Below are 14,381 nucleotides of genomic sequence, written 5' to 3'. Positions count from 1 at the left end.
CAGCAAGCGGCAGCGAGGTTGGTATGACGACGGCGATGGTGAAACAGGAACTGGCGGTGGCGTCCTTCAGCACGGTGTACGACCTCGAGCAGGTCGAGACCGCGCTGAGCGACCTGAACGAGAGCGCGAGCGACGCACTGCGCGCGACCTACGAGAGGATGCTCAAGACCGGCAATCTGCGCTTTTGCGTGAAGCCGAACCGGATGCCGTCGTTCGACACGCTCGGCGACGCGTTGCCCAACTTCACCGAGCCGCTCGGCGACGTGCGCAAGCAGGTCGCGTTGTGCCTCGAAACGGACGACCGGCTCGAACTGATGCCGATCCTGCTGCTCGGGCCGCCCGGCATCGGCAAGACGCATTTCGCGAAGGCACTCGCGCAACTGCTCGGCACCGCATACCACTACGTGCCGATGAGTTCGCTGACGGCCGGCTGGATCCTGTCGGGCGCGTCGTCGCAATGGAAGAACGCGAAGCCGGGCAAGGTGTTCGAGGCGCTGGTGAACGGCAGCTACGCGAACCCGGTGATCGCGGTCGACGAGATCGACAAGGCCGGCAGCGATGCGCAATACGATCCGCTCGGTGCGCTGTATGCGTTGCTCGAGCACGACACCGCGCGCGCGTTCGTCGACGAATTCGCGGAAGTGCCGATCGATGCGGGCAACGTGATCTGGATCGCGACCGCGAACGACGCGCAGGCGATTCCGGAGCCGCTGCTCAACCGGATGAACGTGTACGAGATCGCGCCCCCCGATGCGGCCGGCGCGCGCCGGATCGCGCAGACGATCTACGACGAGATCCGCACGTCGCATGCGTGGGGGCGGCGTTTCCCCGAGATGCTCGGCGACGACGCGCTCGACGTGCTGGCCGCGACGCCGCCGCGCACGATGCGCCGCGCGCTGCTGCATGCATTCGGCGCCGCGCGGCTCGACGGTCGCGACGCGATCGCGCCGGGCGACATCCGCGCCGACGAGGGCGCCGCGAAGCGCCGGCCGATCGGCTTCTGAACCGGCGGCGCGCGCACGGCGGCGGGATTCGCACGCCGCGCCGCGCGCGCGGCGGCGCGATGCGCATCCGTTCGGCAAGCGAATGAGCCGGGACGTACAATTCTCTTCTCTCCCCTCGACGCGTTAGCGACGCGAAACGTCATGGAGCAGATGGATTGTGTAGTCATCGGCGCGGGCGTGGTCGGTCTTGCGATTGCGCGCGAACTGGCCGCACGCGGGCGCGACACGCTCGTGCTCGAGGCCGCCGATGCGATCGGCACGGGCACGAGCTCGCGCAACAGCGAAGTGATCCACGCGGGGCTCTACTATCCGCGCGGGTCGTTGAAGGCGATGTCGTGCGTGCACGGGCGCGACCTGCTGTACGAATTCTGCGAGACGCATCACGTGCCGCACCGGCGTACCGGCAAGCTGCTCGTCGCGACGAGCGCCGCGCAGGTGAAGCAGTTGAAGGCGATCGCCGCGCGCGCGGCCGAAAACGGCGTGCTCGACCTGCTGCCGCTCACGCATGCCGAGGCGCAGACGCTCGAACCCGCGCTCGAATGCGTGGCGGCGCTGTTCTCGCCGTCCACCGGCATCGTCGACAGCCACCAGCTGATGCTCGCGCTGCTCGGCGCCGCGGAACGCGACGGCGCCGTGTGCGCGCTGAAATCCCCGGTCGAATCGATCGACGTGCTGCGCGGCGGGCGTTTCGTCGTTCGGACGGGCGGCGATGCGCCGACCGAGATCGAAGCCGCCTGCGTGATCAACAGCGCGGGCCTCGGTGCGCAGGCGCTGGCGCGCCGCACCCGCGGCCTCGACCCGCGCTGGGTGCCGCCGCTTTATCTCGCGCGCGGCAATTACTTCAGCCTGTCGGGCCGCGCGCCGTTCTCGCACCTGATCTACCCGATGCCCGACCGTGCGGGGCTCGGCGTGCACCTGACGCTCGACCTTGCCGGGCAGGCGCGCTTCGGGCCGGACGTCGAATGGTGCGATTCGCTGCGCTACGAAGTGGATCCGGCCCGCGCGAGCGCGTTTTACGCGTCGATCCGCGCATTCTGGCCGGGCCTGCCCGACGACGCGCTGCAGCCGGCGTACGCGGGCATCCGGCCGAAGCTCGCGGGGCCCGGCGAGCCGCCGGCCGACTTCATCGTGCAGGGCGCCGCGCAGCATGGCGTGCGCGGGCTCGTGAACCTGTTCGGCATCGAGTCGCCGGGGCTCACCGCGTCGCTCGCGCTCGCGCAGCGGGTGGGCGACATGGCGGCTTACCGCTGACGCGGCGCGCGCGCCGGCCGTGTGAAATCCCTTATCTCCAGGATTTCGGCGCGCACATTTATTCGCTTGAGCGTTATTCTGTCGAACGGCTGTCGCCAGAACAGCTTTCAAACCGATAACGTTGGAGCGAGTCCCCCATGAAAACATCCCGTCGGAGTTTCCTGATTACGAGCGTTGGCGTCGTCTCCGCGCTGGCGCTGTCGCGCGAAGCGCTGGCCGATGCACCGATGCTGTCGGAAACCGATCCGACCGCAGTGGCGCTCGGCTACAAGGCCGATGCCACGAAGGTCGACAAGACGAAGTACCCGAAATACGCGGCGGGCCAGGATTGCGCGGCCTGCATGCTGTACCAGGGCAAGAAGGGTTCGGCTTCGGGCCCGTGCGGCGCCTTCCCCGGCAAGCAGGTGTCGGCGAAGGGCTGGTGCAGCGCATTCTCGAAGATGGGTTGAAGCCGCGGCGGCATCGTGCGATGCCGCAATGTGGCGAAAACCGCAAAACGCCCGCCATCGAAAGATGGCGGGCGTTTTTATTGCTTGAAAACGGTTCCGTCGCTTTCTACACTCGCTGCAAACCAGCGCGCTGCGGCACACCGCGTGCCGCGCCGGCCGACACGGCGAATTCACGAGGACGAGGCAGCATGGCGACGATTGCGAATTCAACGAAAACGATCCGGCCCGAGCGTGCGCTGAACCGGCGTGCGGTCGCGGCTGCCGTGATCGGCAATGCGCTCGAGTGGTACGACTTCACGGTGTTCGGTTTCATGACGGTCGTGATCGCCGAGCTGTTCTTCCCGACCTCCAGCGAATATTCGTCGCTGCTCCTGACCACCGCGACGTTCGGCGTCGCGTTCTTCATGCGCCCGATCGGCGGCATCGTGTTCGGGCTGTATGCGGACCGCGCCGGCCGCAAGGCCGCGCTGTCGCTTGTGATCCTGCTGATGACCGCCGGCATCTTCCTGCTCGCGATCGCGCCGCCGTATGCGGCGATCGGCATCGGCGGGCCGATCCTGATCGTGCTCGGCCGCCTGCTGCAGGGCTTTTCCGCGGGCGGCGAATTCGGCAGTGCGACGGCGCTGCTGATCGAGGCCGCGCCGTTCTCGAAACGCGGTTTCTACGGCAGCTGGCAGATGGCGAGCCAGGCGGCCGCGCTGCTGATCGGCGCGCTCGTCGGCGCGGCCGTCACGCGCGGGCTGTCGCACGACGCGCTGCACAGCTGGGGCTGGCGCGTGCCGTTCGTCCTCGGGCTCGTGATCGGCCCGATCGGTTTCTACATCCGCCGCCACCTCGCCGATTCCGAAGCGTTCCTGCATGCGCAGCAGAGCGCGCCCCGCGCGACGCTCGGCGACGTGTTCACGCGCCACCCGCGCGAGGTGCTGTGCGGGCTCGGCTCGGTGATCGCGCTGACGGTGACGATCTACGTGCTGATCAGCTATCTGCCGACCTTCGCGGTGAAGCAGCTGAAGCTGCCCTACGCCGAATCGTTCTACGCGGTGATCGTCGGCAACCTGCTGCTGATGGTGCTGTCGCCGGTCGCGGGCGCGTGGTCGGACCGCATCGGCCGCAAGGGGCTGTCGCTGTGGTCGCTCGTGCTGACGCTCGCGCTGATGTATCCGCTGTTCGCGTGGCTCGACGCGGCGCCGAGCATCGGGCGGCTGATCGCGGTGCAGGCCGTGCTGTCGGTGACGCTCGCCGGCTATTACGGGCCGTTCGGCGCGATGATCGCCGAGCTGTTCCCGGCCAACGTGCGCTCGACCGGGCTGTCGATCGCCTACAACGTCGCGGTGATGCTGTTCGGCGGCTTCGGACAGTTCATCGTCACGTGGCTGATCAAGGTCACGGGCACGCCGCTCGCGCCGACCTATTACGTGATGGCGGGGCTCGCGCTGTCGATCGTCGCGGTCGCGTTCGTGCCCGCGCGCAGCGCCGACCTCGACGCGCCGGCCTGACGGCCTACGGGCGCGTCATCGGATCGTTTCGCAAAACGCAATGATGTGCGGCCCGACGCGGAAAACGTCGCGGTTCGCGTTCGCATTCGCGCCCGAATTGTTTAGTGGTCGAAGGAAACTTGCGCGGGATGAACGGAACTGTCGCTCGCGCGCGTTTTCGCATTTTTCGCCGGCGCGATACATCCGCAAAAACCCGCGCGTGCGTGTCTAGAAGAGTTTTTTCTCCAGCTTGTTGCACTATCGTTAGCTCAAGTAATATCCGCGTACACCGGCCCCTGGCGGGACCGGTTCCGATCTGGAGACCTGGAGGAAACATGGAATACAACCGTCTGTTGCACACCCTGCGTGTTACCGCCATTGCAGGCGTGGCAGCGGCATCGCTCGGCGTCGCGGGCTCTGCATTCGCACAGATCCCGAACAAAACGCTCGTCTACTGCTCAGAAGGCAGCCCGGCGGGTTTCGATTCCGCGCAATTTACGACCGGCGTCGATTTCACCGCCGCCACGTTCACCGTCTACAACCGTCTCGTCGAATTCGAGCGCGGCGGCACCAAGGTCGAGCCGGGGCTCGCCGAGAAGTGGGACGTATCGCCCGACGGCAAGGTGTACACGTTCCACCTGCGCCACGGCGTGAAGTTCCATACGACCGACTTCTTCAAGCCGACGCGTGAATTCAACGCGGACGACGTGCTGTTCTCGTTCCAGCGCATGCTCGACCCGAACCAGGCGTTCCGCAAGGCGTACCCGGTGTCGTTCCCGTACTTCACGGACATGGGCCTCGACAAGCTGATCACGAAGGTCGAGAAGGTCGATCCGTACACTGTGAAGTTCACGCTGGCCGAACCGAACGCGCCGTTCATCCAGAACATGGCGATGGAATTCGCGTCGATCCTGTCGGCCGAATACGGCGACCAGCTGATGAAGGCCGGCAAGGCCGCCGACATCAACCAGAAGCCGGTCGGCACGGGTCCGTTCATCTTCCGCAGCTACACGAAGGACGCGACGATCCGATTCGACGGCAATCCTGATTACTGGAAGAAGGGCGAAGTGAAGATCTCGAAGCTGATCTTCTCGATCACGCCGGATCCGGGCGTGCGCGTGCAGAAGATCAAGCGCAACGAATGCCAGGTGATGAGCTATCCGCGTCCGGCCGACATCGCGACGCTGAAGGCCGATTCGGGCGTCGACATGCCGTCGCAGGCAGGCTTCAACCTCGGCTACCTCGCGTACAACGTCGAGCACAAGCCGGTCGACAAGCTCGAGGTGCGTCAGGCGCTCGACATGGCGATCAACAAGAAGGCGATTCTCGAATCCGTCTATCAGGGTGCCGGCCAGGCCGCCAGCGCGCCGATGCCGCCGACCCAATGGTCGTACGACAAGAACCTGAAGATGGCCACGTACGACACCGCGAAGGCGAAGGCGCTGCTCGCGAAGGCCGGTTATGCGAACGGTTTCGAGATCACGCTGTGGGCGATGCCCGTGCAGCGCGCGTACAACCCGAACGCCCGCCTGATGGCCGAGATGATCCAGGCCGACTGGGCGAAGATCGGCGTGAAGGCGAAGATCGTCACGTACGAGTGGGGCGAGTACATCAAGCGCGCCCACACGGGTGAGCAGGACACGATGCTGATCGGCTGGACGGGCGACAACGGCGACCCCGACAACTGGCTCGGCACGCTGCTCGGCTGCGAAGCGATCAAGGGCAACAACTTCTCGCACTGGTGCTACAAGCCGTTCGACGAGCTGGTCCAGAAGGGCCGCACGACGACGGGCCAGGACGCGCGCACGAAGCTCTACATGCAGGCACAGCAGATCTTCGCGCAGCAGCTGCCGTTCTCGCCGATCGCGAACTCGACGGTCTACCAGCCGGTGCGCAAGAACGTCGTTGACATGCGTATCGAGCCGCTCGGCTATGCACGCTTCGACGGTGTCGGCGTGAAGTAATACGACCGGCGTAAGCTGTCTACGAAGACCGAAACCGGTAATTCATCCGGCGGCGGGAGGCCACGAGCTTCCCGTCGCCGGTCGCACATTTCCCACAAGAAAATACGAGACGCATCATGTTCACATTCGTGTTGCGCCGCGTGGGCATGGTGATCCCGACTTTCATCGGCATCACCATCCTGGCGTTTGCGCTGATTCACCTGATACCGGGCGACCCCATCGAAGTGATGATGGGCGAGCGCGGCGTCGATCCCGCCATGCATGCGGAGGCGATGAAACGCCTCGGGCTCGACCAGCCGCTGCCCATGCAGTACCTCCACTACATCGGCCGTGCGCTGCATGGCGACCTCGGCACGTCGATCATCACCAACACGAGCGTCGCGGGCGAGTTCTTCGCGCGCTTCCCGGCGACCGTCGAGCTGTCGCTGTGCGCGCTCGTGTTCGCGCTCGCCGTCGGGCTGCCGGCCGGCGTGATCGCCGCGCTGCGGCGCGGCTCGGTCGTCGACCACGGCGTGATGGGCACCGCGCTCACCGGCTATTCGATGCCGATCTTCTGGTGGGGGCTGATCCTCATCATGGTGTTTTCGTCATACCTCGGCTGGACGCCCGTGTCGGGGCGCATCGCCGTCGAATACGACTTCCCGCACCCGACGGGCTTCATGCTGATCGACGCGCTGCTCGCGCCGGACGAAGGCTCGTTCAAGTCGGCGGTCAGCCACCTGATCCTGCCCGCGATCGTGCTCGGCACGATCCCGCTCGCGGTGATCGCGCGGATGACGCGCTCGTCGATGCTCGAAGTGCTGCGCGAGGACTACATCCGCACCGCCCGCGCGAAGGGGCTGTCGCCCGCGCGCGTGGTCGTCGTGCATGCGCTGCGCAATGCGCTGATCCCGGTCGTCACCGTGATCGGCCTGCAGATCGGCACGCTGCTCGCGGGCGCCGTGCTGACCGAGACGCTCTTTTCGTGGCCCGGTGTCGGCAAGTGGCTGATCGATGCGATCGGCCGCCGCGACTATCCGGTCGTCCAGGGCGGCATCCTGCTGATCGCGACGCTCGTGATCGTCGTGAACCTGGTCGTCGACCTGCTGTACGGCGTGCTGAATCCGCGCATCCGCCACACGAGGTAATCCCATGAGCAATCTGCAAAACACCCTGCCGACCGAAACCGCGCCGGCCGGCGGCCGTGCGCTCGCGCTGCGCGAGTTCTGGGCCAACTTCTCGCGCAACCGCGGCGCCGTCGGCGCCGGCATCGTCGTGCTCACGCTGATCCTGATCGCGCTCCTCGCGCCGCTGATCGCGCCGCACAGCCCGGTCGAGCAATACCGCGACTACGTGAAGATCCCGCCCGCATGGCTCGACGGCGGCAACTGGAAATTCATCCTCGGCACCGACGAAGCGGGCCGCGACATTCTTTCGCGCCTGATGTACGGCGCGCGGATGTCGTTCTGGATCGGCTTCGTGTCGGTCGTGCTCGCGCTGATCCCCGGCATCGTGCTCGGGCTCGTCGCCGCGTTCTTCCAGAAGTGGGCCGACACGCCCGTGATGCGCATCATGGACGTGCTGCTCGCGCTGCCGTCGCTGCTGCTCGCGGTCGCGGTCGTCGCGATCATCGGCCCGGGCCTCATCAACACGATGTTCGCGATCGCGATCGTCGCGCTGCCGGCCTATGTGCGCCTTACGCGCGCGTCGGCGCTCGGCGAGCTGCAGAAGGAATACGTGACGGCGTCGCGCGTGGCCGGTGCCGGCACGCTGCGCCTGATGTTCTCGCAGGTGCTGCCCAACTGCACGGCGCCGCTGATCGTGCAGGCGACCCTCGGCTTCTCGTCGGCGATCCTCGATGCGGCCGCGCTCGGCTTCCTCGGTCTCGGCGTTCAGCCGCCGACCGCCGAGTGGGGCGCGATGCTGGCGTCCGCACGCGACTACATCGACAACGCATGGTGGATCGTGACGATGCCCGGCCTGTCGATCCTGATTTCGGTGCTTGCGATCAACCTGCTCGGCGACGGGCTGCGCGACGCGCTCGATCCCAAACTGAAACGGATGGCGTGACATGACCCAGAATCTTCTGACCATCCGCAATCTCGCGGTGAACTTCAACGGCCTGCCCGCCGTCGACCGGATCAACATGTCGATCGCGCCGGGCGAGGTGGTGGGCGTCGTCGGCGAATCGGGCTCGGGCAAGAGCGTGACGATGATGGCGCTGATGGGCCTGATCGACGCGCCGGGCAAGGTGACGGCCGACGAGGTCACGTTCGACGGCGTCGACCTGCTGAAGGCATCGCCGAAGGCGCGCCGCAAGATCGTCGGCAAGGACATCGCGATGGTGTTCCAGGACGCGCTGACGAGCCTGAACCCGAGCTATACGGTCGGCTACCAGATCAAGGAAGTGCTGAAGCTGCACGAAGGCCTGCGCGGCGACGCGCTGAACCGGCGCGCGCTCGAACTGCTCGACCAGGTCGGCATTCCCGATGCGAAGAACCGCATCACGTCGTTCCCGCACCAGATGTCGGGCGGGATGAACCAGCGCGTGATGATCGCGATGGCCGTCGCGTGCAACCCGAAGCTGCTGATCGCCGACGAGCCGACCACCGCGCTCGACGTGACGATCCAGGCGCAGATCATGGATCTGCTCGTGAAGCTGCAGAAGGAGCGCGGGATGGCGCTCGTGCTGATCTCGCACGACCTGGCCGTGGTGTCGGAGGTCGCGCAGCGCGTCGCGGTGATGTACGCCGGCGAGATCATCGAGACCAACAGCGTGCCCGAGATCTTCCGCGCGCCGCATCATCCGTACACGGAAGCGCTGCTCGCGGCGATTCCCGAGCACAATAAGGGGGCGCGTCGCCTTGCCGCATTGCCCGGCATGGTGCCCGGCCGCGATGATCGCCCGTCCGGGTGCCTGTTCGCGCCGCGCTGCAAGTATGTCGTCGACGATTGCCGCAAGGCGCGGCCGGCGCTCGACACGCTGGTGTCCGGCAACGATGCGATGCGCGCGCGCTGCATCAAGCCGCTCAATGTTTCCAACCTCGACCTGACGGGAGGCGCGCGATGAACGCAGTCCACGAAACGAGCGCGCCGCACGACGAGGATGTCGTCCTGGTCGCCGACCAGCTCGCGAAACACTACTCGGTGAAACGCGGCATGTTCGGCCAGGGCACGGTGAAGGCGCTCAACGGCGTGTCGTTTTCGCTCAAGCGCGGCAAGACGCTCGCCGTCGTCGGCGAATCCGGTTGCGGGAAGTCGACGCTCGCGCGGCAGCTGACGATGATCGAGACGCCGACGTCCGGCCACCTGTCGATCGACGGCAAGGACGTCGCGGGCGCGGACCGCCACCGGGTCGCCGACCTGCGCCGTCGCGTGCAGATGGTGTTCCAGAACCCGTTCGCGTCGCTCAACCCGCGCAAGACCGTCGAGCAGACGCTCGCCGAGCCGCTCGAGATCAACGCGAACCTGACGGCCGCCGAGCGCGCGCAGCGCGTCGCGCAGATCATGCGCACGGTCGGCCTGCGGCCCGAGCACGCGAAGCGCTATCCGCACATGTTCTCGGGCGGCCAGCGGCAGCGTGTCGCGATCGCGCGCGCGATGATCCTCGATCCGCGGATCGTCGTCGCCGACGAGCCGGTGTCCGCGCTCGACGTGTCGATCCAGGCTCAGATCCTGAACCTGTTCATGGATCTGCAGGAGCAGTTCAAGACGAGCTACGTGTTCATCTCGCACAACCTGTCGGTGGTCGAGCACGTCGCGGACGACGTGATGGTGATGTACTTCGGCAGCGTCGCCGAGCTCGGCGACAAGGCGACGATCTACGCGCGGCCGCGCCATCCGTACACGCGTGCGCTGATGTCGGCGACGCCGGCGATCTTCGAGGAAGACCGCCGCGTGCAGATCAAGCTGCAGGGCGAGCTGCCGTCGCCGCTCAACCCGCCGTCGGGCTGCGCGTTCCATCAGCGCTGCCCGTACGCGGTCGAGCGCTGCCGCGCCGAGGAACCGCAATTGCGCGACGTCGACGGCCGGCGCGTGGCCTGCCATCGCGCCGAGGAGGTGGGGGAGGCGAATGCCTGAAGCGTTGGCGGCGCGCGCGTCCGGCGTGCGCCGTTCGGGGGCTGGCAGTGCGCGCATCACGCGCGCGTACCGCCACGCGCGCCGCTGGGGCGTGCGTACCGTCACGGGCGCGGCGCTGGCCGGCGCGTGCGTGGCGGCCAGCTTCGTGGTTCCCGTCGAGTCCGCGCGCGCCGAAGGGCGCGCGCCGGCCACCTCGCCGATTCATCCGTCGCAAGTCCCGCCGCCCGGCATGAGCCTGCCGGGCTTCCACGCGCCTGCCGTGTCGGACGGCACGGTCGCGCGCGGCACGGTGCGCGTGCAGCCCGCGCGCATGCCGTTCTACGTCGCGACCAAGGGCAAGGTCACGCTCTACGTGCTCGGCACGCTGCACACGGGCGATCCGTCCGACTACCCGAGTGCGCAACCGTTCCGGCCGCGTATCCTCGCGGCGCTCGCCGCGTCGCCGACGCTCGCGCTCGAGCTGTCGCCGGACGATCTGCTCGAATCGCAGGACGACGTGTCGAAGTACGGCATCTGTCGCTACCCGTGCCTGCAGCGCCTGCTGCCGGAGCCGCTGTGGCTGCGGCTCGCGGCGCGCCTGCACGGCAACCCGGCCGCGCTCGCCGAGATCCGCAAGATGCGGCCGTGGCTCGCGGCGCTCGTCGTCGAGACCTACGATTCGCTGTCGGCCGGCCTGCAGACCGAATACGGCACCGAGGCGCAACTGCAGAACGTGTTCCTGAAGAAGAAGGGCGGCCGCGTGATCGGGCTCGAGACGCTCGCCGAACAGATGCGCGCGTTCACCGGGCTCACGCTGGCCGAGCAGCGCGAGATGCTCGCGCAGGACATGGTGCAGACACCCGCGCAGAACGCCGACGACATCAAGTCGCTGCATCGGCTGTGGCGAATTGGCGACGCCGATGCAATCTCCGCGTGGGCGGTCGCGAAGACCGAGCGGCTCGCGCGTTCGAAGGCGTTGTCGGCGTCGATCGACAACAAGATCGTGTACGAGCGCAACCGGCGCTTCGTTGCACGGATGACCGCAATCGCCGCGCCGAACCGGCCGCTGTTCGTTGCGATCGGCGCGCTGCATCTGGGCGGCCCGCGCGGCGTGCTCGAATTGTTGCGTCAACAAGGTTACAGCGTCGACGCGAACTGAACGTCGCCGTCGCGCCCGAACCGATCCTCCCCTGTTTGATCGACGCCGTCCGGATCGCGTCAAACGCCTGTATGGGCGTGCCATTCGATAAGGAAAACCCTCGATTCGTCGGAAAATAGCGTTTCAAACGATTGACATCCCGTTCTGCCAATATCTATTCTTCGATCCACAAGTTGAAAAAATGAAAAGAATAGAAAAAGTTCTACGGGGTAGCAGAAAAGAAAGCGCGGGGTGAGCGCGTTGCCGGCACGTGGTGCACACGTGCCGGCCGCGGAAAGTGTCTGCATGTACGGCGGGGCCAATCATCGTCGGACAACAACAAGGCATGCAGGCCGACTTGCGAATAAGCAACGCTCCGTCGTCCAACCGGGGTAAGCAGTGAATCGGGCGGCGGCGGACGTTTTTTAATCCGGAAGATTTTTCCGGTCACCGTCGAAAGACGGTTTCGGGGGGTGAATCGACAGACGGCGAAGCCGCACCGATTGCACCAACGGAAAAGCGCCACGAGGGCGCTTTTTTCTTTTGGGCCGCCGATCCGTTCCGATTGCGATCGCGCGCGTCGTGATGCGCTGCTGCGCATCGCCCCCCCGCTTGCCGGGCACGCCGGCATGATCCATACACCGCCTGCGGGCGCATCTGTTCCATCGTCGAATCGCACCCTGTACGCACGTCAGGCGTGCACCACGCTCCACGGATTGGCGGATTGGACGGTATGCGATTGTTTCGAGATGCCCGCGATGGCACCGTCGACGTTCTGCCCCAGGTGCGAACAGGAGTGGACGGATGCAACGAGAAGGACGCGAGCGCCTGCCGGTGCTGGTGGTCGATGGGCACCCGATCGTCGCGGATGCGATCGGCGGGGTGCTCGTTGACCTCGACAGCCGGCTCGACGTGACGGTTTGTCACAGTGCAGTCGGTGCGATCGACGCTTTTCGTCGGGTGCCCACGTGGTTCCGGATTCTTGTGGATCTCGAGATGCCCTGCGGCGGGCTGGCGCTGGCACGACAGTTTCACGCGTCGGGTATTGCCGATCGATGCGCGATCGTCACGGCCGGCGCGCGGCCGTCGTGGATCGCCGAGGCGAAGCGTCTCGGCATGATCGCGTACGTCGTCAAGGATGCGCCGCTCGGCGTGTTCTCCGGCGCATTGCAGTCGATACTCGACGGGCGCTCCGCGTTTCCGGAAATCGCGACGGGCATGCGATTGACGGGGCGCCAGCAGGATGTTCTGCAGTTGCTTTGCGTGGGGTATTCGACGAAGGAAATTGCGGTGATGCTGAGTCTGGCCGTCGGCACGGTCGACAATCACATTGCGAGTGCGATGCGGATACTGGGCGTGAGGAATCGCACGCACGCCATTACGCGGGCACTCGCGCTCGGGATGATCGATGCATGCGAGGGCGGGGGATGGGGAGGCGAACCGGGCGAAGCTGTCGCTCGCAGGCGCGGTGCGATGTCGGCGTGAACGAGTGCGTCGATGAGCAGTCAGCGTCGTCGTTGCCGGCTCAGGTCGATTTCGAGCAAGACCGAGTAGACGAGAAAACCAACGGCCGTCAGGCTCCATTTGAACAGGTCCCATGTGCCCAGCAGGTACAACAAGAGCGCGTATGGGACGGAAACGACGAGACTCCTGACGGCACCGCCCGTCAGGATGCCGATCCATCCGTCTCCGAAGCGAGGGGCAAGCGGTGCAGGGAAAATGTTGTAAGCCCAGTATCGTTTCAATATGTTTGCGACAGCACGGAATTTCATTGACTGGATTCTCCCGGTCAGGTGTTACCAGCGGGAACGACAAATCGTTCCGCCATGGCAACGCGTGCCTTCACTCTGGAACAGAACCGATAAATCCAGCTTTGGGAATTGTCGTTCGCCCGCCGGTAATGATGGCCATCTGTCGTCTGGCCAATGTGCCTGTCGCTATCGACATGGCACGCGAGGAAGGGGCGATCGGCTCCGGATTCAGCGTGCACGTAGTTGCGCCGCTGGCCTGATCGAGTTCGTTCTTCGTCAAAGTACGAGTGAGTTAGGTATCCTATAAATTTGAGGCAAGCGACCGATCCATCCGATCGACCTGCTCAGGCACCTAACTTATCACCGGCCCTTTCCTCAGGAAATATGGAATTTCTCACGGTTTTGGGGCCAAACCGACGATTCGACGAAAACAACGCGGCGCGCAGCCGCTTCGATGATCCGTCGGTTTGACGTGGCAGCGGCTCACGGCCACGATCGCGCTACGCGCCTTCGTCCGCCTGCAGCGCACCCGGCGCCACCACATCGACACCGGCGGCCTCCAGCGCCGCCCGAATCCGCTTCGCGAACGCGAGCGCATGCGGCCCGTCGCCGTGCAGGCAGACGGTCTGCGCATTCAGCGGCACCCATTCACCGCTCAGTGCCCGCACCTGCCGGTTGCGTACCATGTCGAGCGTGCGCGCGAGCACCGCGTCTTCATCGTCGATCAGCGCGCCGGGCTGGCTGCGCGGTACGAGCGAGCCGTCCGCCCGGTAGCCGCGATCGGCGAACACTTCCTCCACCGCAGCGAGCCCCGCATGCCGCGCGGCCGCGACGAACACGCTGTTCGCGAGCCCGAACACCGCGAGCGACGGATCGAAATCGTGGATCGCGGACACCACCGCATCGGCGATCATCGGGTCGCGCGCGGCCTGGTTGTACAGCGCGCCGTGCGGCTTCACGTGCGCGATGCGCCCGCCTTCGGCCTGCGCGATCGCCGACAGCGCGCCGAGCTGGTACAGCACGCCGGCATAGATGTCGCCAGCCGGCAGCTGCATTTCCTTGCGGCCGAAATTCTCCGGATCGTGAAAGCTCGGGTGCGCGCCGATCGACACGCCCTTCTGCACGGCCCAGCGCACGCAGTCGCGCATCGCATTCGCGCCGCCTGCATGCCAGCCGCATGCGATGTTCGCCGACGTGACGAGGTCGAGCAGCGCCTCGTCAGATCCGCATCCTTCGCCGAGATCGGCATTCAGATCGATTTCCATGATGTTCCTCGTCCACTGATTGCGTGGCGCGTCTTTCGTACTGCTT

Annotated in this window: 13 protein-coding genes; 11 read left to right on the top strand and 2 right to left on the bottom strand. The window is 66.1% G+C overall.

What is annotated here, in order from left to right; all coding sequences use genetic code 11:
• The first annotated feature begins 23 nt into the window (after window positions 1-23).
• The 11 genes from ACN22W_RS16905 to ACN22W_RS16855 all read left to right on the top strand — a co-directional run bounded on the left by ACN22W_RS16905 (window position 24) and on the right by ACN22W_RS16855 (window position 12,804).
• Window positions 24-1,004 (top strand): AAA family ATPase, encoded by a 981-nt coding sequence (locus ACN22W_RS16905; RefSeq protein ID WP_129513194.1) that lies wholly within the window; start codon window positions 24-26, stop codon window positions 1,002-1,004.
• Window positions 1,005-1,145: 141 nt separating this feature from the next.
• Window positions 1,146-2,255, top strand: coding sequence for an NAD(P)/FAD-dependent oxidoreductase (locus ACN22W_RS16900; protein WP_129513193.1), 1,110 nt, complete (start codon window positions 1,146-1,148; stop codon window positions 2,253-2,255).
• A 137-nt stretch (window positions 2,256-2,392) separates the two neighbouring features.
• Window positions 2,393-2,704 carry a high-potential iron-sulfur protein gene (locus tag ACN22W_RS16895; RefSeq protein ID WP_048248305.1) on the top strand — a complete coding sequence of 104 codons (312 nt, stop codon included), beginning with the start codon at window positions 2,393-2,395 and terminating at the stop codon, window positions 2,702-2,704.
• A gap of 188 nt (window positions 2,705-2,892) precedes the next feature.
• Window positions 2,893-4,200, top strand: coding sequence for an MFS transporter (locus tag ACN22W_RS16890; RefSeq protein ID WP_048248306.1), 1,308 nt, complete (start codon window positions 2,893-2,895; stop codon window positions 4,198-4,200).
• Window positions 4,201-4,514: 314 nt separating this feature from the next.
• On the top strand, window positions 4,515-6,143 hold the full coding sequence (locus ACN22W_RS16885) for an ABC transporter substrate-binding protein (protein WP_129513192.1): 1,629 nt from the start codon (window positions 4,515-4,517) through the stop codon (window positions 6,141-6,143).
• Between the two features lie 116 nt (window positions 6,144-6,259).
• A complete protein-coding gene (locus ACN22W_RS16880; RefSeq protein WP_011353491.1) occupies window positions 6,260-7,270 on the top strand; it encodes an ABC transporter permease subunit in 1,011 nt (336 codons plus the stop codon).
• A 4-nt stretch (window positions 7,271-7,274) separates the two neighbouring features.
• The gene (locus tag ACN22W_RS16875) at window positions 7,275-8,192 is read left to right on the top strand and encodes an ABC transporter permease subunit (protein WP_129513191.1); all 918 of its coding nucleotides are present in this window, start codon (window positions 7,275-7,277) and stop codon (window positions 8,190-8,192) included.
• A 1-nt stretch (window position 8,193) separates the two neighbouring features.
• Entirely contained in the window at window positions 8,194-9,192 is a 999-nt protein-coding gene (locus ACN22W_RS16870) for an ABC transporter ATP-binding protein (RefSeq protein WP_129513190.1), read from the top strand.
• Window positions 9,189-10,202 (top strand): peptide ABC transporter ATP-binding protein, encoded by a 1,014-nt coding sequence (locus tag ACN22W_RS16865; RefSeq protein ID WP_129513189.1) that lies wholly within the window; start codon window positions 9,189-9,191, stop codon window positions 10,200-10,202. The genes ACN22W_RS16870 and ACN22W_RS16865 overlap by 4 nt, the downstream gene beginning before the upstream one ends.
• The gene (locus tag ACN22W_RS16860) at window positions 10,195-11,340 is read left to right on the top strand and encodes a TraB/GumN family protein (protein ID WP_419685465.1); all 1,146 of its coding nucleotides are present in this window, start codon (window positions 10,195-10,197) and stop codon (window positions 11,338-11,340) included. The genes ACN22W_RS16865 and ACN22W_RS16860 overlap by 8 nt, the downstream gene beginning before the upstream one ends.
• Window positions 11,341-12,123: 783 nt before the next feature.
• Window positions 12,124-12,804: a LuxR C-terminal-related transcriptional regulator gene (locus ACN22W_RS16855; protein ID WP_419685464.1), complete on the top strand. Its 681-nt coding sequence runs from the start codon at window positions 12,124-12,126 to the stop codon at window positions 12,802-12,804.
• 20 nt (window positions 12,805-12,824) lie between these two features.
• On the opposite strand, the gene ACN22W_RS16850 is transcribed toward ACN22W_RS16855, so the two are convergent.
• Complete coding sequence (locus tag ACN22W_RS16850; RefSeq protein ID WP_419685463.1) at window positions 12,825-13,091, bottom strand: hypothetical protein; 267 nt, start codon at window positions 13,089-13,091, stop codon at window positions 12,825-12,827.
• A gap of 479 nt (window positions 13,092-13,570) precedes the next feature.
• Window positions 13,571-14,335: a 5-oxoprolinase subunit PxpA gene (pxpA, locus tag ACN22W_RS16845; RefSeq protein WP_034190296.1), complete on the bottom strand. Its 765-nt coding sequence runs from the start codon at window positions 14,333-14,335 to the stop codon at window positions 13,571-13,573.
• Window positions 14,336-14,381 lie beyond the last annotated feature (46 nt).

The organism is Burkholderia theae, assembly GCF_048565265.1.
In the GTDB taxonomy this organism is placed as follows: domain Bacteria; phylum Pseudomonadota; class Gammaproteobacteria; order Burkholderiales; family Burkholderiaceae; genus Burkholderia; species Burkholderia theae.
The sequence above is the reverse complement of the archived record's forward strand: the minus strand, read 5'-3'. Positions and strand labels throughout refer to the sequence as shown.